We start from the raw sequence: 19,202 nt of genomic DNA, 5'->3' as shown, positions 1-19,202 counted from the left end.
AGGTGCTCGGGGCTGACGAACGACTCCGCGTAGATCTTATAGACGTCTTCGGTCCCGGACGGTCGTGCCGCAAACCAGGCGCGGTCGGTCGTTACCTTCAGCCCCCCGAGGCCGGCGCCGTTACCGGGCGCCTCCGTGAGCTTTGCGGTAATCGGGTCACCCGCGAGTTCCGTGGCTGCGACATCCGCCGCCGACAGCTTCGCCAGCTTGACCTTCTGTTCGGCACCGGCCGGCGCATCCACTCGCTCGTACGAAGGGGAACCGAACCGCTCCGTGAGTTCCTCATACAGCTCCGTCGGGCTCTTGCCCGTCACCGCGCGAATCTCCGCGGCCAGAAGGGCGAGCAGGATGCCGTCCTTATCGGTCGTCCACACCCGTCCGTCACGGGTCAGGAACGACGCCCCCGCGCTCTCTTCTCCTCCGAAGCCGATCGTTCCTTCCGTCAGCCCGTCGACGAACCATTTGAAGCCCACCGGCACTTCCAGCAGTTCTCGTCCGAGCGACTCGGCGACCCTGTCGATCATCGACGACGACACGAGGGTCTTGCCGACCGCGGTCGAGCTCGCCCATTCGGGACGGTGCGTGAAGAGGTACTGAATGGCCACCGCGAGATAGTGATTGGGATTCATCAGGCCACCGTCGCGCGTGATGATGCCGTGGCGATCAGCGTCTGCATCGTTCCCCGTCAGGATGTCGTACTCGCCCTGAAAGCGCAGCACGCTGGCCATCGCGTTGGGGCTCGAGCAGTCCATCCTGATCTTCTCGTCCCAATCGAGCGTCATGAACGCCCACTGCGGGTCGACGGCCGGATTCACGACCGTCAGGTCGATCCCGTACCGCTCGGCGATGAGCCCGTAGTACTCGACCGCCGCGCCGCCGAGCGGGTCGACGCCGACTCGAATCGCGGAGCCCCGTATCGCTCGGAAATTGATGACGTGCTCGAGCTCGGCCACGTAGCACTCGCGGTAGTCGTAGCTTTCGACATCCGCGACGTCGGCCGACGTGCGGTGCACATCCGCCATCCCGGCAGCGATGATCTCGTTCGCCCGATTCGCGATCCATCCCGTTGCGTCGCTGTCGGCGGGTCCGCCGTGCGGCGGGTTGTACTTGAAGCCGCCATCACGCGGCGGGTTGTGGCTGGGCGTGATGACGATGCCGTCGGCGGTCGTTTCACGTCCGGCAGCGTTGAAAGCGATGATCGCGCGGCTCAGCGCAGGGGTCGGAACCCAGCTGTTGCGCGAGTCGACGATGACGCGCACGCCGTTCGCGACCAGCACTTCGAGGGCGGTTTGATGCGCGGGATCGGAGAGGCCGTGCGTGTCCCGGCCGATGAACAGCGGGCCGTCGGTGCCCTGCTCGGCCCGATACTCGCAGATGGCCTGCGTTATCGCGGCGATGTGGTCGTCGTTGAACTTGCCGTCGAACGAGCTTCCTCGATGCCCGCTCGTACCGAACACGACTGCCTCGGCCGGATTCGCGGGGTCGGGTTTCCGCTCGTGGTACGCGCGCACGAGCTGGTCGATGTCGACGAGATCCTGGGGCTGGGCGACGGTGCCTGCACGGTTCATGACACTAATCTACGCTGTATCCATGCGTCGATTTGCCTTTCTCGGACCATCCGGGACGTTCACTGAATCCGCCCTCGACCAGGTGGCCGACCCCGCAGAAGCGGAGCGAGTGGCGGTCTCGAGCGTCCACGAGGCATTGCACGCGGTCGCCGACGAGCGGGTCGACGCCGCGATGATCGCGCTCGAGAACTCGATAGAGGGCGGCGTCACGAGCGCGCAGGACGCGCTCGCCAAGACTCCGGGCCTGCGCATCCTCTCGGAGCACCTGGTCCAGGTGAACTTCGCGCTCGTGGCTCCGGCGGGGACGAACCTGGCGGACATCGAAACGATCGCAGCGCATCCCGTCGCGTACGCGCAGTGCGCGGCCTGGCTGGCCGCGAACCTGTCGGGAGCGGTCCACCTGCCCGCCGCATCCAACGTTGCCGCCGCGCGCGACCTCGGCGTTTCGGCCGCACAGGCGGCGATCTCTACGCCGCGAATCACCGAGGTCGTCACGGGGCTCGACGTGCTCGCAACCGACATCGCCAACACGACGGATGCGCAAACCCGATTCGTGCTCGTCGGCCGCGGCCCCGAGCTGCCGAAGCAGACAGGGGCAGACAAAACGTCACTCATCGTCGAGCTGGCGAGCGACCGAGCAGGTTCGCTGCTGGACGTACTGGAACAGTTCGCCACCCGCGGCGTCAACCTCTCGCTCATCCAGTCCCGCCCGATCGGCGACCGACTCGGCAGGTACCGGTTCGTGATCGATGTCGAGGGGCACATCCGTGACGAACGAGTCGCGGCGGCCATGCTGGGCCTCAAGCGCGTTTCACCGAAGGTCACCTTCCTCGGCTCGTACGCGCGCGCCGACCGGCAGGCGCCCGTCATCCCCGACCGGTTCAGTGATGCCTCTTTCGAGGATGCCCGCGACTGGCTCAGAGAGATTCTGACGGAAGCCCCGGTCGCGCAATAGCTCGTGCGGCGCCTATTGCTTGATGCGAATGGCGAGCGCCTCTTTCTGCACGTAGCAACCGAGTTTCACAACTTCGCCGATAAGGTCACCGTCGATCTGCAGTTCGATCGGCGTGTCGAACTCGAGTTCGACCCTCTTCATCTGCCCGAACTGCAGTTCGGGAATCGCCTTGCGATCCGGTAGGACCGACAGCTTGCGCAGCTCTCGCTGAATCGGCGATGAGTTACTCGCGACTTCGTGCATGACCTGCATCCACGAGAGCGGACCACTGGGGTTCAGCACGGCGATGTCGAGCAGCCCGTCGTCCAGTTCGGCGTCGGGCATGAACCGCACATTGCCCTGCACCATGCCCGCGTTGCCGATCATGATCGTGTTCGCGCGGAACTCTTCAACGTCGTCGCCATCGACGGCGCCGCGCACGTTCACCTTGCGAACGTCCTTGAGCGCTCGCAGCAGACCGCCGACGTACGCGACCCAGCCGAGCTTCTTCTTCATCTCACTGTCGGTCTCCGCCATCGTTGCGGCATCGAGCCCGACGCCGGCCATGACGACGAACGGATACTCGCTCTCCTGACCGTCTTCGTCGGTGACAGCAGCGCGTGCCAGATCGATCTTCTCGGTCTTACCGTGCACGGCCACGCGAACGGCGCTGTCGATGCCACCGAGCGGAATGTTCAGATTTCGCGCCAGTAGGTTGCCGGTGCCGGCGGGCACGATGCCGAGCGGGATGTCCGTTCCCGCGAGTTGTTCAGCCACGATGCGCACGGTGCCGTCACCGCCCGCGACAAGCACGAGATCGGGCTTGACCGCAACCGCTTTCTTCGCCGCCGCCGCTCCCTGATCGTCGGCATCGGTCTCGAAGAAGTTCAGATCACTCTTCGCAGCCGGCACCTCCTCATGGAGGGCATTGCGGAGCTCGCGCTCCTCGGCCTTCACCGGATTGAACACGACAGCGACCTTCATAGGTCTAACCGTAGACTATGGGGGTGATCGATCTGCAGGTACTTCGCGAACATCCCGACACCCTTCGTGCAAGCCAGGAGCGCCGCGGAGATCCCGTGCATCACGTCGATGCCGCGATCGAGGCGGATGTCCTGCGCCGTTCAACCCTGAGCGAATTCGAACAGCTGCGCGCCGAGCAGAACGCGCACGCATCCAAGGTCGGCAAGGCATCGAAGGAGGAGCGCCCCGCCCTCATCGCGGAGGCGAAGGATCTCGCCCAGCGCGTCAAGGACGCCCAAGCGATCGCGAACGACGCACAGGCCGCACTCGACACCGCTGTGCAACGAATCGCGAACGTTGTTATCGACGGTGTTCCAGCAGGCGAAGAAGAGAACTTCGAGGTGCTGCAGCACAGCGGGCCGCGCACGCACGGTGAGACGGTCGAGCCCTTGGCATTCGAACCCAAGGATCACGTCGAACTCGGCGAGAACCTCCGCGCTTTCGATCTCGCTCGCGGCGCGAAGGTATCCGGCACGCGGTTCTACTACCTCACGGGGCCGGGGATGCGGCTCGAGCTCGCGCTCATGCTGCTAGCGCTCGATCGCACCGCGGAAGCGGGCTGTATACCGCTCGTCACGCCGACCCTCGTGCGTCCGGAGATCATGCAGGGCACCGGTTTTCTCGGTGAGCACGCGAGCGAGGTGTATTACCTGCCCGCCGATGATCTCTATCTGACCGGGACAAGCGAGGTTGCGCTCGCCGGCTACCACTCCGATGAGATCCTCGATCTGACCGAGCCGAAACGCTACGCGGGCTGGTCGACCTGCTACCGCCGCGAGGCCGGCAGCGCCGGCAAGGACACCCGCGGCATCCTGCGCGTGCACCAGTTCAACAAACTGGAGATGTTCTCGTTCGTGCGCCCCGAGGATGCCGAGCGCGAGCACGAGCGCATGCGCGACATCCAGATCGACTTGCTCGATGCGTGCGAGCTCGACTACCGCGTCATCGACGTCGCCGCCGGAGACCTCGGCACGAGCGCGGCACGCAAGTTCGATATCGAAGCGTGGGTGCCGTCGCAGCAGACCTACCGCGAGCTGACGAGCACCTCGAACTGCACAACATTCCAGGCTCGCAGGCTCGGGACACGATTCAAGAACGACGACGGCAAGAATGTTCCCGTTGCCACACTGAACGGAACGGCCGCGACGACCCGCTGGATGGTCGCCATCCTCGAGCAGCACCAGCAGGCCGACGGCAGCGTGCGAATTCCCGCGGCGCTACGGCCCTACATGGGCGGCGTCGACGTTCTCGAGCCGATCGCGTAGCGGCGGCTTCATGACAGACCCCTTCCTGATCGCGCTCGACGTCGACGGCACCATCGTCCACGAAGACAATTCGCTCTCGCCGAGCGTGTACGAAACCATTCGCGAGGTCGAAGAGGCCGGCCACGAAATCATCATCGCGACCGGTCGTTCGTTTCCGGGGACATACGAGATCTGCGAACGGCTGGATATTCGACCGCAGCTGCTGGTGTCGGCCAACGGAGCGCTCATCATGCGCCACACGAAACCGGAGTTCGATGACGAGCGCGCCTACACGATCGACCATGTCGAAACGTTCGACGCGGCGCCAGTGCTCGAACTCGTGCGCGAACGGCTGCCTGAGGGGCAGTTCATGGTCGAGAACGCCGAGGGATTGCGAAGGTTCACGCACACGACTTTCGGCTGGGAAATCTCGCACGGCCTCCGCGTCCCTTTCGAAGAACTCGCCGTCGAACCGGCGATGCGAGTCGTCGTCATGAGCCCTTCGCACGAGACGGAAGAGTTCTTGAGCATCGTCGAAGACATGGGGCTCCACCAGGTTTCGTACACGGTCGGATTCTCATCCTGGTTGGATCTCGCTCCCGAAGGCGTCAATAAGGCGACGGGCCTGGCACGAGTCAATGCGGAACTCGGCTATCACCCGAGCAGGGTCCTGTCAGCGGGAGACGGCAGAAACGACATCGAAATGCTCGAGTGGACCGCCAAGGGAGAGGGCATCGCCATCGCGATGGGACAGGCTCCCCCGGTCGTGACCGCGGCGGCGAACGCCAAGACCACGAGCGTTGCAGAAGACGGGCTGGTGAAGGCCCTTCGCACGCACGTACTGCATGCCTGAAGAGGGGTGCCCGCTCTGCACGCGTGTAGCGAGCAGATAGCCGACTCGTAGCATCCACGGTTACAATAGCTCAGGCTCGGTTGCAGATCGGGTCATGGAGGGCTGTCCGAGCGGCCGAAGGAACTGGTCTTGAAAACCAGCAGGCGAGAGCCTCGTGGGTTCGAATCCCACGCCCTCCGCGCGTAGGGGGAGGAACGCATGACTGAATTCCGCACCGTTGACGCGAGGGGCATCACCCCTCGCCACGGCAAGCTCAAACCGCACCGTCCGGTTCGACGGGTGCTGAGCTATGTCGCAATGGGCGTCGCCGCGGTGATGGTGGCGACCGTCGGCGTTGCGGGATTCTCGGTTTGGCAGCTCTCCTCGAACCTCGACACCGTTGACCTAGCGGGTGGCGACGGGGCCGAGATCCCCCAGTTCCAGGATCAAGAGGGCGGCTTCAACGTGCTCGTCGTCGGATCCGACACCCGCGCCGACCAGGAGTCGGTGGGTGGCACCCACGAGGGTGAGTTGAACGACGTCACGATGCTGCTGCACGTCCATGAAGATCATCAGGGAGCGACCGTCATCTCGTTCCCGCGCGACCTCATGGTCGACTTCCCGTCCTGCCCCGCACAGGAGGACGGTGGCGCTGAAACGCCCGCTGGCCACGGCGTGCAGCTCAACACGGCCCTCGAACGAGGCGGCCTCCCCTGCGCTGTCACGCTGATCGAGTCGATGACCGGCCTGGAGATTCCGTACGTCGCGAAGATCACGTTCGACGGTGTCATCAACATGTCGACCGCGGTCGGCGGTGTTCCGGTCTGCTTCGCCGGCCCCATCGACGACCCGCGTGCTGACCTGCACATCCCCGAGGCAGGAACGTACGACCTCGAGGGCGAAGACGCGCTGAACCTCCTGCGATCCAGGTACGGGGTCGGCGACGGCTCCGATCTGAGCCGCATCTCCTCGCAGCAGGTCTTCCTGTCGGCACTGATTCGGAAGATGCAGTCCGACGAGGTGCTCGGAAACTTCACATCCCTGTACCGCATCGCGCAAGTCGCGAGCGAGAACATGACGCTCTCGACCAGCCTCAGCGACCCCGCGACGATGGTCGGCATGGCGAATGTGCTCAGAAACATCCCGCTGAGCACGATGCAGTTCGTCACCTACCCGACGACACCCGCAGGGATGCGCGTCGCGCCGGATTACTACACTGCCGAACTCATGATGGAGCTGGTCAGGAACGACGAAGTCATCCCCATGGACCCGTCTGATCTCGAGAACCCCGATTCGGAAGAAGCGGAAGAGTCGCCGGACTCGACGGAGGAGACGACGGAGCCGGAGGCACCGTCTCCCAGCGAGTCTGAGGACGAATCCGAAACCGAACCGAGCGACCCCTCGGACCTCGAGGGGCTCGTCGATGGGCAGTCTGCCGAAGAGGAGTCGTGCATCCAGCCGTACGGTTCGTACTGACGCCCCGGGGGTCGAGAGGATAGTCGAAAGAGTGCCCTTTGGGAGGCTCCCGCAGGGCCCTCTTTCGCCTATTTTCCGGATGACTCCGAGGGGCCGGATTCGAGTGTTTTTACAATGGGCTACGGGCCTCCGAGGTCCACGTCTCACGACGTGAATTGAGCGGTCTTGCTCTGCTACAGTGATAGCTGGCCCGATGCAGAACGGCTCCGGGTCAAGGAGACGTGCCGGAGCGGCCGAACGGACTTCACTGCTAATGAAGGGTCTCGTGAAAACGGGACCGGGGGTTCAAATCCCCCCGTCTCCGCCAACTTCCCGGGTGTGATATCGCTGGAGAGCGAATCGCACCCGGGGGCTCTGTTTCTCGCCCCGGCTCTCGAGTCAGATGAGTGTTGGCTTCGAAACTCGGTTGGGCCAACGCGTGTCGGCCATTCAGAGCAGACTTGCGGTCGGTATTCGACAAGAATTCCGACCGCAACCCAGCGCTGAACGACACGAGGGGCGTGATCCCGGCGCCGGCCGGGTCTGCACACTCATACACTTGCCGAATGAGCTTTGCAGAGGAACTCACTCGACAGGCTGCCGGTCTCGACGATCGTTTCGGCGCCGACCGCGCAGCAGAGTTCTCACTCGCACTACCCGACCTTGTGGACCGGCTGCTGCGTGACTGGCAACTCCGCAGCGGCGACAGGATTTCGGCTGGTGCGACCTCGGTCGTCATCGACGTCACCGATGCCGCGGGTGAGCTCTCCGTTCTCAAACTCAGCCCGGACGCCGAGTTTCTAGCCAGACAGGCAGGGATGCTGCGCCACTTCGCTCCTACTGGCCGCGTGCCGCTCGTACGAAAGTCTTCTGAGGAGCTCGGAGCAGTTCTGCTGGAGCGCGTCATTCCGGGCGTTGAGAGTGATGAAGATCTCCCTTCGCTGCAGGATTGGGCCGCGCTGCTGCGCGAGTTGCACGACACGGATCCGAGCGGCATCGAAGAAGCGCTCGATGCGCGCTGCTTCGACATGTTCGAACGCATCGGAGCACGGCAGCGGATGCCGGAGGTACGGGAGCACATCCCCGACACCGTGTGGGAGGCCGCGGTCGAACTGTGTCGCTCACTGCTCGCCTCGACGGACGCACCTGCCGCCATCCATGGCGATCTCCATCTCGGCAATGCACTGACGAGCGAGCGGCGGGGTCTCGTTGCCATCGATCCGAAGCTGTGCGTAGGCGATCGCTGTTTCGACATGGTCGACTTCGTGATCGCCACCGGAGGGCCCGAGGAGTTCACGCAGCGCGTTCACGAGTTGGCACGTCTGACAGGTGTGACGCCCGATCGGTTGCTTGCTTGGTCGCGAGTCAACGCCGTCGTAACAGCCATATCGAGGACGCGCTGGAACGGATTCACAAGCCGAAGTGCCGATCTGCTGTCGTTCGCGGGGTTCGCAGCTTGACGGGTCCGTCAGTGAGGAAAGGACATGCCGCATGAGTGTTGTTCTGAGAGCAGCCGGGTTCACGTTCCGAGTGCAGTGGTCCGAGCACGAGCAGGACTACATCGGCACTGTCCGTGAGCTGCCGAGGCTGCGCGTCTTCTACGGCAATCAGGATGCCGCTCTTACGGGAATCCTACGGCGCACGGTCCGAGAACTCGGCGGCGAAGACGCGAGTGAAAGCGACTTGGAGCGCGCACGGCTGCTCCGCGACACGCTGGCCGAAATCGAATCCTCACCAAATTGACACTGCACGTGGTTCGCGGTGTAAGCTAGACGCTGGCTCAGTAAGCCGTGCGCCCCTAGCTCAACGGATAGAGCATCTGACTACGGATCAGAAGGTTGGGGGTTCGAATCCCTCGGGGCGCGCAATTGATTTAGGGCGGTACCAGCATTGGTGCCGCCCTAAATCAATATCTGGGTACTGATTCGAACCCATATCTGGCTACTGCGGCGGCGACACCGGGGTACTTTCGGAAGTAGCTGTCAGCCTCCGTTGTAGAGGGTGGCGCTGCCGTCGTCGACACGGTCACGGAATTGCCGCAGCACGTCGAGACTCTCGTCACGCAGCCGACCGGTTGCGACCTCGATGCCTCTCGCCTTCAACTGCTCACGCCAATTCGAGGGCACCGGGCCCTCGTCGAAACCCGTGAGCCGCTCGACTTCAACACCTTCAACCGAGAATTCCAGGGCTCCGATGCCCGACCAAATGATCGCACCGAGGCACATCGCGCACGGTTGAGCGTTGACGACCAGCAGCGGTCCCTCGCCAGCGGCGGCCAGGTTCCACGCCCGCTTCCGCGTCTGAGCGATACCGAGTGCGACCATCTCTGCGTGGGAGGAGGCGAGACCGGAGTGCAGCACAAGATTCACACCTGCCGCAATGATGTCGCCGTCCTGACGGTCGATCACCAGTGCGGCGAAAGGACCTCCGGCCCCCTCGGCCACTGTACGAGTCGCGAGGTGATTGACCGTCCGGATTCGTTCCTCGGGATCAGGAAGGCGCTGCGGCAGTACATCGCGAGCATCCAGGAACCACTTCGGCAACTCCACGCCATAGCCGGTCGGTTGCTGATGGATATTGTTCACACGTTCCCTCTCAGCACCGGACGAGATCGGTCATCATGGCACGCTCGATGGTAGCGACCATCGCGAAGAAGTTCCAGCGTGCAACGCTCCTCGGCAGAAGAGTTCCGAGAGGCGAAGCCGGGCTGCCGAGTTCGTACAGGGAAACAGCACGAACGACGTGGCTCGACAGAGGCATTCGACGTCGGGCCCGGACCGCTGACCGATAGACGCACGTGTTCCTGAACCGTGCGCTTGCTTTTAACGGTGCGCCTTCGCATCGTACTCGCCCGTGAATGCTCCGGCGGCGCGGATGCAGTCACGGGCGAGATGGCGGCTTCAGGTTCCTGAGTTGTATCGCGACGGTGGAATCAGCGCTCTACGTCGGCCACAACGTGCGCCCAGTCGACGTCAATACAATGGCACGAGCGCGCAAATGAAAGAGCAGGTGAATGGCTTGAGCGAACCGCAAGTGGAGTCGGCCGTGGGAACCGATGCAGTCGACCCGGCGATCCTGAAACGTAGCAGCCTGTCTCGCATCGATTACGTCGATCACTTCGCGCTCACGCCCTTCGACGCGACGAACGCATCCGCCGAGCGGTGGGCACGAACCATGTTCGGCGACGTACCGACAGCGGCCGAGCGTTTCATCTGGAAGGGTCTCTTGCGGTTGCGTCTGCGGAGGGGCCGGTCCTCCACAACGGTCGCGGGCTGGCTGATCAGCGAAAAGTCACAGAGCTGGATTCGACTGCAGGCCGCTTCGGCAGCACTGACCGCCAATCTCATCCTGCATGCGACCGAAGACTCACTGTCGCTGACAACGCTCTTGACGTACGAACGTGCCAGAGGCTCCATGGTTTGGCGCCCGCTCTCCTCCGTGCATCGCCGTCTTTCACCGGGCATCCTGCGGGATGCCGTCAGCGAGCTCTCAGTAGACGACGCCGACGCCCAAGATCAGTCCGGTCGATCCTGAGCACGAGTCCGGCGATCAACCTCAGCTGCCTCGGTAGTGCGTTGCCGGGTCAACGGGAGGGGTACCCGGCATCCGGCTCCATCGCAACGTGCGAGAAGCTCCAAGCAACCGCACGCAAACGAGCGGATGCCGTAAGACACTTCAACGAACCTCGTACGCACGCAGGAACGCGTCACGCCCTGATTCACAGCGTCCTCGATAGCCTCGGGATCCCCGGTTCGTGTCCCTCCCACGGTGAACTCGCGTAGCCGGGCCTGCGTAAGCGCAAGAAAACGCTGCGCGGCCATGCCGGGGTCATCGATATGTCGATCCTCCCTGCGTTGCCGAGCCGGCCTGCGAGCGCCCTACCGGGTACTGCCAAGGAGTCAGTCGGCCAGGGCACCGCGGCACTCTTCATCGTGGTGCAGCTCTTCGCCTCCGCGGGCGTTACCGTCGTCGGATTCCTCACGGAATCATCCGCGAACCCCGCCGGAAGCGCCTATTGGCTGATCGCAGTACTGGCCCTCGGCGTAACGGCTGCGGCTTCGCTCATGCCGGGGAAGCCACGGGCCGTGTGACGTTCGAACGAATCGCGGCGAGCCAGCACTGCGGTTTCAGAATGGTGAGCGGACTGCCTCGATGAGCGCTGCAGAGAGCACTTCTCCGCAGAGGTATTCGGTGTCTTCTCCCAGACTGCCGAGCGACAAATGCACGTGATCCTGATTCGAGCGTCTACTGGTGAACGCGCTCCCTCCCGCCACGGAGATGCCCTTGGCAGCAAGGGATACCATCGCGCTCTGTTCCGACAGCACGGGGACCCAGAGGCTCAGCCCGGCGTTCGAGCGTATCTGCAGACCCTGTTCCGCGAAGGCGGCTGTGAAATGGTCACGTCGTCGATCGTATTCAGCACGCGCCCTCTCGATGCCGGCCAATACATCCGGATCGGTGAGACAGACTTCCAATATCATCCGGTTCACACCGCTGACCCAGTCACCGCCCGCGCGCCACACCGAGACCCGTTCCATCACGGAGACCGGGCCCGCGATCGAAGCAACCCTTACATCGGCGTGGATGTCTTTCGAAAACGATGTCATCAAGATCACACGTTCCGGAGCGAGGCTAGCGAGCCGTACGCGCTTTTTCGGAACAAGCGCCCCGTGATGGTCGATTTCGATTGCGACGGCATCATGCTCCCGCAGCAGCTTGGCGATCTCCCTGAGGTTGCCGCCGGGCACATTACGCCCAGTCGGGTTATGTACCCGAGTTTGAACGATCAGTGCTTTGACACCCGATGTCAGTGCTCGCTCGAGCGCTTCGATCTCGTACCCGTGTTCGCCGAATGGAATGGGAGCGGTACTCATGCCAGCCTGCTTCAGGATGATCGGATACAGCGGGAACTCCGGATCTCCGACACCGACTGCGGACCCGCGATGCGCCACAGCCTGGAGCACCCTCGGTAGCGCTCCGATCACATCGTTGGCCAGCATGAGTGATTCCGGTTCGTATCCCAACCTGGTGAGCAGCTCCGTCTGCAGAGCGGGCGATACCTCATCCTTGCCTGCGTACCCGTTGAATGTGCCGCGCCGCCCGACCTTGGCAAGCACCGCGCCGAGATCGGCTTGCAAGGAGAGATCGGGGTAACTCGCCGCTAGGTTGTACTTGAATTTCGAACGGTCGATACCTCGAGTTCTGTACGAAGTCGCCTGGACAGGCTTGACGATGCGAGACCCGCCACGGCGCTTCGTCTCCACAACTCCCATCTGCACAAGGCTCGACCAAGCGCGGCTGATCGTCGATGTCGAGAGCTGCAGTCGATCGCTCAACGATTGAATAGTCGGCAGGCGATCCCCGGAGTTCAGCACTCCGCTCCGTGTGCCCAGCAACACGGCATCGACGAGCGCGTCACTCGTGAGCTGTGTCATGTTCGCACGTAAATAGTCTACTAAGCCGTCAATATCATTCACGTATTAAAGCTATTCCATTCTTTAATAGTCGTCCATACCATTGGCAGGTACATCCGCACCCTGAACGTGGGAGGTACCATGCGTTTTCACAGCAAAAGAATCTGCACCGGCATAGCTATCGCGGGAGCGATGGCACTCGGGCTCACGGCCTGCAGCGGCGGTGCCACTGACGGCGGCGATGGGGACGCGCTCCCCGTCAACAATCCGGGCACACTCACCATCTGCATTTCGAAAAACGCTTACGAGCCGATGTACTGGAACGAGGGCGGCACTCTCACGGGATTCGATATCGATGCGATCGAAGCGATTGGCGATCATCTCGACCTCGACGTCTCCTTCAGCGAGATGGCATTCGACGGACTCCTCCCCGCACTCACCTCGAACCGTTGTGACATCCTTCGCTCGGGTCTGTACGTCAACGAGGAACGCGCAGCGCAGACGGATGCGATCCCCTATCTTCAGACCGGCCCGGCGCTGATCGTCCCAGCGGGCAACCCACTCGGGCTCGAGAGCACCGAAGACCTCTCAGGTCTCAGCATCGCAGTGCAGGCCGCATCTGCGAACGAACAGATTCTGCGCGACATCAGCGATGAGCTGGAGTCGCAGGGCCTTCCCGGCATCGAGTTCTCCGTCTACCCCGAGCTTCCCGAGACGATCGCCGCGCTGACGAACGGCAGGGTCGACGCCACCATGGAAACAGACGTCGCCGCAGGTCAGGCAGCGGCTACCTTGGGGGACGACTACGAGATGCTGGGGACGATCTTTCCCGCTGAGACCGAGTTCGGCATGTTCATGCCACGCGACAGTGAGCTCACCCAGCACGTGCTCGATGCAGCGATCACGCTGACAGACGATGGCACGTTCGCCGAAATCGCGGAGCTCTACGAACTCGATCCGGGCCGAATCGTGGCGCCGGAGGTGGTTCGCTGATGAGCTTCGACCCCCAGGTCTTCCTCGACGCGCTGTTCTCGCGCACCTATCTGATGGGTGCGATGACCGCGATCACGCTGGCGATCCTCGTGCAGGTGGCGGCGTGCATACTGGGATTCTTCCTCGCGCTGGGTCGGAACAGTAAGCGTTCATGGCTCTCTTCGCTCAGCGCCGGCTATGTCTGGCTGTTCCGTGCGATCCCGGCGCTCCTGATCCTGATCTTGATCTGGAATGCTCTGCCACAGGTGATCCCCGTTCTGAAAATGAGCTGGTTCACCCCCTACATGGCCGCATTCTTCGGGCTCACGCTCCTCGAGACCGCGCTCATGGCCGAAATTTTCCGCTCGGCGCTGAACTCGATTTCACCGGGTCAAACGCTCGCATCGCGTGCGCTCGGCCTGAAGCCCGCGAGCACCTACTGGCACGTGCTCATCCCGCAGATGGTTCGGGTAGCGATCCCGCCTACGGGTAATCAGTTCATCATGACGGTGAAGATGACCAGTCTTGCCTCCGTCATCTCGTTGCAGGAGCTGTTGTATACGGCCGCCCAAGACGTGTCGCGCACCTTCAGCTACGCCGAGTACTACTCGGCCGCTGCGGTCTACTACCTCGTGTTGGTGTCTTTATTCATGATTGGGCAGAACTGGCTCGAGCGAAAATTCTCCTGGAGGAGCGCGATCTCGAAGAAGAAACGAAAAGTCAGCCTGGATACGCAGCAGCTGAAGGAGGTAGCCGGTGTCAAGTGAACCGAAACTGCTCAGTGCTCTCGGCGTGACCAAGATCTACCACGAACAACCCGCAGTAGACGGCGTCACCCTTGAGACCAGCAGGGGCGAGGTTACCGCAATCCTCGGTCCATCCGGGTCGGGAAAGTCGACATTTCTGCGCAGTCTCGCCCTCCTGGAGCCCATCGATGAGGGAGAGATCCGTTTCGAGGGAGAACTCGTCGGGCAACGGCAACGCGGATCTCGACTCATTCCCGCGCCGGAGAGGAAGCTCGCAGAGGATCGAGCGACAATCGGCATGGTCTTCCAAAGCTTCAATCTCTTTCCGCACATGTCGGTCGAGCAGAACATCATGCTCGCACTGAAAGTGCACCGCCGAGGCACGAAGTCCGAGAACCGTGAGGTTGCCGCCGAGATGTTGAACAAGGTAGGCATGCACGGTTACGCCTCGAAGTTCCCCAGCGAACTCTCCGGCGGCCAGCAGCAGCGAGTCGCCATCGCTCGCGCCCTGGTACTGAAGCCCAAGATCATGCTCTTCGACGAACCTACTTCCGCGCTAGACCCCGAACTCGTTCGCGAGGTGCTGCGAGTCATGGAGGGGCTCGCAGAAGAGGGCATGACGATGATCGTCGTCACGCACGAGGTGGGCTTCGCGAAGAACGTCGCGTCGCGGGTACTTCTCTTCGAGCAGGGGAAAGTTATGGAGGACTCGCCACCGTCACGATTCTTCTCGAACGAGGCATCCTCCCGCACGGCAGCCTTTCTCGAACACGTCCTGTAACCGCTCCGTCCTCCTCGCATCCCGACAACAGCGCATTACCGCGCCGTCGCATCCCACTGAAAGGAACCACGATGACCACGACAGACTATTACGGCCCAGCGGAAAACTACTTCCACAAGCTCCTGGGGCCGGAGCCGGAGCCAGGCTTTAGCGATGTCAAAGAGCTGGAAGCGAACTGGGGCCGCCGCTGGGGTCGCGGCGACGAGACCGGCGCCCTTCGCATGGTGATCGTGCGTCGCCCTAACCCGGGCATGGGCGACATCCGCGCCGACGCATGGAGCGAGGAGGCGCAGGCGCTCGTCGACCCCAACAGGAACTGGTACTACAAGCGCGAGACACCACCCGACATGGTCAAGGTGCTCGACCAGCACCAGCAACTCGTAGACGCTCTCGAAGCCGAGGACGTCGAGGTCATCGTCGCTCCCGAACTGTCGCGCACTTTCACCAAGTCGGTATACGCTCGCGACCCCCTCCTGACCGTCCCCGGCGGCGCGATCATCGGCCGACTCGCACCGAGGATGCGCAGGGGGGAAGAGCAGAGCATCACGCAGACCGTCGCGGCACTCGGGATGCCGATACTCGGCACGATCACCGGCACAGGGCTCCTGGAAGGGGGTTCGTTCCACATGCTGCGTAAAGACCTGGCGGTCTACGGGACCTCGATCCGATGCAACGAGGAAGGCGCTCGCCAGCTCGAAAACCTGCTGCAGCCGCTTGGCATCGAACTCATCACCGTGCCTTTGCCCGGCTACACCATCCACACGGACGGGCAGTTCATGGTGCTCGACGACTCCACGGTCATGGCGAACCCACACCGTCTGCCCTTCGAATTCCTCTCGCGCCTCGAAGCACTCGGGTACGAGATCATCCATCCACACCGCGACGAGCAGAACTCCTGCAACTCGCTGATGGTGCGTCCCGGTCGCATCATCATGGCCTCGATCTATCCGCACACTGCTGAGATGCTGCGCTCTCGGGGTTTCGAGATCGTGCCGATCGACTACGACGAGATCATCCACAATGGAGGGAACATCCACTGCTCTACGACAGAGCTGATCCGCGATTGGAGCTGAACTACCCAACCGCCGAGGAGGCCGGAACATGAACAGCAATGACACCGATTTCCTGGCCGACTGGGAGCAGCTCTCCCAGATCGGTCGCGTCGAGGGGACCCTCGGCGTCGATCGAGAAGCCGCGAGCGCAGCGGACGGTGAACAGCGCCGGTGGTTCGCAGAGCTCCTCCGCTCGCGCGGGTTCACCGTGCATCGGGACGAGATCGGCAATCTCTTCGGTCTGCTGGAGCTCGTCCCCGGAGCGCCCTATGTGCTGACCGGCTCACACCTGGACTCGCAGCCAACTGCAGGCCGTTTCGATGGTGCCTACGGCGTACTGGCCTCGGCCTACGCCTGTTTCCGCCTCGCGGATCGGCTGCGCAACGAAGCTGCTCCACCGGTTCGCAATCTCGCAGTCGTCAATTGGTTCAACGAAGAGGGTTCCCGTTTCAAGCCGTCACTGATGGGCAGCGGGGTTTTCACCGGGAAGCTCTCGCTCGCCGAGGCGCTGGAGACCCGCGACAAGAAGGGCACGAGCGTACGGGCCGCTCTGGACGCTTTGGAAGAGCGGGGGAACTTCGCTGCGCTGAACGTCGCTTCCTATGCAGAGATTCACGTGCAGCAGGGCCGCAGCATGGAGGAGGGCGGTATCGCCATCGGGCTCGTCGACGCTACCTGGGGAGCACGTAAATACGAGCTGCGTGTTCGGGGCGAGCAGTCGCACAGCGGCTCGACGCTGATGACGGATCGTCGCGACGCACTCCTCGCTGCCGCGCGGCTGATCGTCGCCGCAAGGGAGCTTGTAGACGAATTCCCTCCTGGAGCGCTGCATTCGGCGTGCGGCGAGATACAGGTCTATCCTAATTCGCCTGTCGTAGTTGCGAGCGAAGCGTCGGTACTGATCGACTTCCGGTCCGAAAACACTGAATTTCTGCAGGAGGCTGCCCGCAGATTCCTCACGATCGCCGCAGAAATCGCCGAACAGGACCGCGTCGAGGTAGAGATCGCCGCCGAGCACTCGTGGGAGCGCAATCCCTACACCCCGCAGGGCGTCGAATTGGCTCGCGCTGTGGCCCAGGAGCTGGGGGTGACGCACGACACGGTCATGACCGTCGCGGGTCACGACTCGACGAATATGAAGGACGTCGTACCGACGGTCATGCTCTTCGTGCCGAGCGTCGAAGGACGGTCGCACAGTGTGCGGGAGCTCACCTCCGACGCTGACATGCTCGCCGGCGTGAGAATGCTCACTGAGGTTGTGCATCGGCTTGCATCGAGTCAGGACCTGTAGCAAGGATCCGCCGACGGTGAACATGCCCTGTCACATGTCGGTCGTGGCCCCTAGGCTGGGAGCAACCTATCGGCGATGCGCTGACGCCCGTCGGCGCACATACGGATGGAGGACACTATGGCGAAGACACACCCCTATACCGTCCCCGGCCTCACCCTCGAAGAGGGCCAGGGCCTGAACGATGCTTTGCAGAGTCGGCTGAACGCGATGAACGACCTGCACCTCACGCTCAAGCACGCGCACTGGAACGTAGTCGGCCGCAACTTCATCGCCGTCCACGAGATGCTCGATCCGCAGATCGACCTGGTTCGCGGGTTCGCAGACGAAATCGCGGAGCGCATAGCGACACTCGGCGGCTCACCGGTCGGTGTTCCCGGTCGCAGCGAGTACCAGCACAGCGATCACGTCTACGGTGTCGACAGGGCATCGACGCAACATCATCTCAAAGAACTCGCCGAAGTGTACGACCGCGTCATCGCGTCGCACCGCGAAGCTATCGAACTCTCAGGCGAGGTCGACCCGATCACGGAAGACATCCTGATCGGCCAATCCAAGGAGCTCGAAAAGTTCCAGTGGTTCGTGCGAGCCCATCTCGAGGACTCCGCTGGCGAGATCCCCGGCTAACGCCGCGAGAACAGTAAGTGACCCTCGGCTCAGCCGGGGGTCACTTCGTTTCAGAGGTAGTCGGGAGCGTTCGGCAGCCCGAAGTACTCCTCGAGGGTGTCGTAGCCGCCCTCGTGCATGTCGCGCGCAACGTCTTCGCCAACGTACCGCCAGTGCCACGGTTCGTAGTGGTACCCCACGATGCCCTGCAGGCCGTCCGGGTACCGAAGAATGAACCCGTACTGCCACGCGTTCTCGTTGACCCACTGTCCCGACGCCGTATTCGTGTACGCATCGCCGAGCGCGCATCCCTGCCCCTCACCCATGATGTCGGCGGCGAGCCCTAGCTGGTGCTCGCTGTGACCGGGGCGCGCGCTCGTTCGATCAGCGGCCTCCTGCCCATGACTGTTGACGAAGTTGTTGTAGACGTCGTGCTGGTACCAGTAGGAGCGGTACCCCGAGCACAGCACGAACCCGGTTCCGGTTGCGGCCGTGACATCGCGGTTCATGGCGGCCAGTGCCTCGTTGGCGTCGGGATGCAGGGGCTGGCCGTTCACGCTGTGCACGGTTGACGGCACGGTTTCCGGCTCATACTCGACATCCAGCAGCGGTCGCGTCTTGCTGACCACCACCGTGATGCTCGACGGCGTATCGATGTCGTAGCCACGCGGATTCGAAGCCTGCGGTCGGCCATCCGTGTCGTCCTGAGTCGGTTCCGGCTCCTGCTCCTCGGTCGGTGAAGGTGTCGGCGAGGGAGAAGGGCTGGGCGTCGGGGACGGCGAGGGAGAAACCGTCGGCGAGGGCGACGGGCTCCCGCTGGCCTCTACGTCCTCTTCTGCCGCGCATCCCGACAGGATGACCGCGACCCCGACTGCCAGCGCGGCGATCGTAAACAACGGGTTGCGTTTCCTTCTCAGCACCATGCGATTCTAATGCGGAGAGCTGGACGAACGCATCCGACTACGCTTCGGAAAAGCTCCGGCTTGACAAGCAGGAGTAGCATAGCTGGGTGTTGAATAGTCGTCGTGTGTCTTCCAAGGAACGTTCACAGGCGATCGTAGACGCAGGCGGGATGACCCGCCGCCAGATCATGCTCGTCGTGGTCGGTCTCATGGTCGCGATGTTCCTGTCCTCGCTCAGCCAGACCGTCGTCGGCACTGCGATGCGCACCATCGCCGACGACCTTCACGGCCTCGACCAGCAGGCATGGGTAGTCACTGCCTTCCTGATCGTTTCGACGGTCGTGACCCCCGTGTACGGCAAGCTCTCCGACATCTTCGGTCGCCG

Annotated in this window: 20 protein-coding genes and 3 tRNA genes; 18 read left to right on the top strand and 5 right to left on the bottom strand. The window is 62.9% G+C overall.

Annotated elements, in window-relative coordinates:
• A partial coding sequence (gene pgm, locus Q0O95_RS08730; protein ID WP_293697456.1) for a phosphoglucomutase (alpha-D-glucose-1,6-bisphosphate-dependent) occupies nt 1-1,568 on the bottom strand: 1,568 nt, incomplete at its 3' end.
• A gap of 22 nt (nt 1,569-1,590) precedes the next feature.
• Between pgm and pheA the strand changes: the two genes are divergently transcribed.
• Nucleotides 1,591-2,523 (top strand): prephenate dehydratase, encoded by a 933-nt coding sequence (gene pheA / locus Q0O95_RS08725; protein ID WP_293697455.1) that lies wholly within the window; start codon nt 1,591-1,593, stop codon nt 2,521-2,523.
• Nucleotides 2,524-2,535: 12 nt separating this feature from the next.
• On the opposite strand, the gene Q0O95_RS08720 is transcribed toward pheA, so the two are convergent.
• Nucleotides 2,536-3,486 carry a diacylglycerol kinase family protein gene (locus tag Q0O95_RS08720; protein ID WP_293697454.1) on the bottom strand — a complete coding sequence of 317 codons (951 nt, stop codon included), beginning with the start codon at nt 3,484-3,486 and terminating at the stop codon, nt 2,536-2,538.
• A 23-nt stretch (nt 3,487-3,509) separates the two neighbouring features.
• On the opposite strand from Q0O95_RS08720, the gene serS reads away from it, so the two are divergent.
• The 8 genes from serS to Q0O95_RS08680 all read left to right on the top strand — a co-directional run bounded on the left by serS (nt 3,510) and on the right by Q0O95_RS08680 (nt 8,921).
• Nucleotides 3,510-4,790 (top strand): serine--tRNA ligase, encoded by a 1,281-nt coding sequence (gene serS / locus Q0O95_RS08715; protein ID WP_293697452.1) that lies wholly within the window; start codon nt 3,510-3,512, stop codon nt 4,788-4,790.
• 10 nt (nt 4,791-4,800) lie between these two features.
• Nucleotides 4,801-5,622, top strand: a complete 822-nt coding sequence (locus Q0O95_RS08710) for an HAD family hydrolase (protein ID WP_293697450.1) — start codon at nt 4,801-4,803, stop codon at nt 5,620-5,622.
• A 96-nt stretch (nt 5,623-5,718) separates the two neighbouring features.
• Nucleotides 5,719-5,801: transfer RNA gene (locus tag Q0O95_RS08705), tRNA-Ser, on the top strand.
• A 19-nt stretch (nt 5,802-5,820) separates the two neighbouring features.
• The gene (locus Q0O95_RS08700; RefSeq protein ID WP_293697448.1) at nt 5,821-7,077 is read left to right on the top strand and encodes an LCP family protein; all 1,257 of its coding nucleotides are present in this window, start codon (nt 5,821-5,823) and stop codon (nt 7,075-7,077) included.
• 215 nt (nt 7,078-7,292) lie between these two features.
• Nucleotides 7,293-7,384, top strand: a tRNA-Ser gene (locus tag Q0O95_RS08695).
• Nucleotides 7,385-7,622: 238 nt separating this feature from the next.
• Nucleotides 7,623-8,516, top strand: coding sequence for an aminoglycoside phosphotransferase family protein (locus Q0O95_RS08690; protein WP_293697446.1), 894 nt, complete (start codon nt 7,623-7,625; stop codon nt 8,514-8,516).
• 31 nt (nt 8,517-8,547) lie between these two features.
• Nucleotides 8,548-8,799, top strand: a complete 252-nt coding sequence (locus tag Q0O95_RS08685) for a hypothetical protein (protein WP_293697444.1) — start codon at nt 8,548-8,550, stop codon at nt 8,797-8,799.
• Between the two features lie 49 nt (nt 8,800-8,848).
• Nucleotides 8,849-8,921 (top strand) — tRNA-Arg (locus tag Q0O95_RS08680).
• Nucleotides 8,922-9,038: 117 nt separating this feature from the next.
• Here the strand turns inward: Q0O95_RS08680 and Q0O95_RS08675 are convergent.
• The gene (locus tag Q0O95_RS08675; protein ID WP_293697442.1) at nt 9,039-9,641 is read right to left on the bottom strand and encodes a deaminase; all 603 of its coding nucleotides are present in this window, start codon (nt 9,639-9,641) and stop codon (nt 9,039-9,041) included.
• A gap of 460 nt (nt 9,642-10,101) precedes the next feature.
• Here Q0O95_RS08675 and Q0O95_RS08670 point away from each other — a divergent pair, with 460 nt between their 5' ends.
• Both Q0O95_RS08670 and Q0O95_RS08665 read left to right on the top strand, forming a co-directional pair.
• Entirely contained in the window at nt 10,102-10,590 is a 489-nt protein-coding gene (locus Q0O95_RS08670; RefSeq protein WP_293697440.1) for a hypothetical protein, read from the top strand.
• Nucleotides 10,591-10,892: 302 nt separating this feature from the next.
• Entirely contained in the window at nt 10,893-11,147 is a 255-nt protein-coding gene (locus Q0O95_RS08665) for a hypothetical protein (RefSeq protein WP_293697438.1), read from the top strand.
• A 36-nt stretch (nt 11,148-11,183) separates the two neighbouring features.
• Here the strand turns inward: Q0O95_RS08665 and Q0O95_RS08660 are convergent, their stop codons facing one another.
• Entirely contained in the window at nt 11,184-12,491 is a 1,308-nt protein-coding gene (locus tag Q0O95_RS08660; protein WP_293697436.1) for an aminotransferase class I/II-fold pyridoxal phosphate-dependent enzyme, read from the bottom strand.
• 120 nt (nt 12,492-12,611) lie between these two features.
• Here Q0O95_RS08660 and Q0O95_RS08655 point away from each other — a divergent pair, with 120 nt between their 5' ends.
• From Q0O95_RS08655 to Q0O95_RS08630, 6 genes are all read left to right on the top strand, one after another.
• Nucleotides 12,612-13,463 carry an ABC transporter substrate-binding protein gene (locus Q0O95_RS08655; RefSeq protein WP_293697434.1) on the top strand — a complete coding sequence of 284 codons (852 nt, stop codon included), beginning with the start codon at nt 12,612-12,614 and terminating at the stop codon, nt 13,461-13,463.
• The gene (locus tag Q0O95_RS08650; protein ID WP_293697432.1) at nt 13,463-14,209 is read left to right on the top strand and encodes an amino acid ABC transporter permease; all 747 of its coding nucleotides are present in this window, start codon (nt 13,463-13,465) and stop codon (nt 14,207-14,209) included. The genes Q0O95_RS08655 and Q0O95_RS08650 overlap by 1 nt, the downstream gene beginning before the upstream one ends.
• Nucleotides 14,199-14,969: an amino acid ABC transporter ATP-binding protein gene (locus tag Q0O95_RS08645; protein WP_293697430.1), complete on the top strand. Its 771-nt coding sequence runs from the start codon at nt 14,199-14,201 to the stop codon at nt 14,967-14,969. Before Q0O95_RS08650 ends, Q0O95_RS08645 begins: the two co-directional genes overlap by 11 nt.
• 71 nt (nt 14,970-15,040) lie before the next feature.
• Nucleotides 15,041-16,042 carry a dimethylarginine dimethylaminohydrolase family protein gene (locus Q0O95_RS08640; RefSeq protein WP_293697428.1) on the top strand — a complete coding sequence of 334 codons (1,002 nt, stop codon included), beginning with the start codon at nt 15,041-15,043 and terminating at the stop codon, nt 16,040-16,042.
• A 28-nt stretch (nt 16,043-16,070) separates the two neighbouring features.
• Nucleotides 16,071-17,312, top strand: coding sequence for a M20 family metallo-hydrolase (locus tag Q0O95_RS08635; RefSeq protein WP_293697426.1), 1,242 nt, complete (start codon nt 16,071-16,073; stop codon nt 17,310-17,312).
• A 117-nt stretch (nt 17,313-17,429) separates the two neighbouring features.
• The gene (locus tag Q0O95_RS08630; protein WP_293697424.1) at nt 17,430-17,936 is read left to right on the top strand and encodes a DNA starvation/stationary phase protection protein; all 507 of its coding nucleotides are present in this window, start codon (nt 17,430-17,432) and stop codon (nt 17,934-17,936) included.
• A 50-nt stretch (nt 17,937-17,986) separates the two neighbouring features.
• Here Q0O95_RS08630 and Q0O95_RS08625 read toward each other — a convergent pair whose 3' ends face one another.
• Complete coding sequence (locus tag Q0O95_RS08625) at nt 17,987-18,835, bottom strand: D-alanyl-D-alanine carboxypeptidase family protein (RefSeq protein WP_293697422.1); 849 nt, start codon at nt 18,833-18,835, stop codon at nt 17,987-17,989.
• A gap of 152 nt (nt 18,836-18,987) precedes the next feature.
• Here Q0O95_RS08625 and Q0O95_RS08620 point away from each other — a divergent pair.
• Nucleotides 18,988-19,202, top strand: a 215-nt coding sequence (locus tag Q0O95_RS08620; RefSeq protein ID WP_293697457.1) for an MFS transporter, incomplete at its 3' end; no start/stop codon positions are given.

This window comes from uncultured Agrococcus sp., assembly GCF_945915485.1.
Classification (GTDB): Bacteria; Actinomycetota; Actinomycetes; order Actinomycetales; family Microbacteriaceae; genus Agrococcus.
Note: the sequence above shows the minus strand (reverse complement) of the source record. Positions and strands in the feature narration are given on the sequence as shown.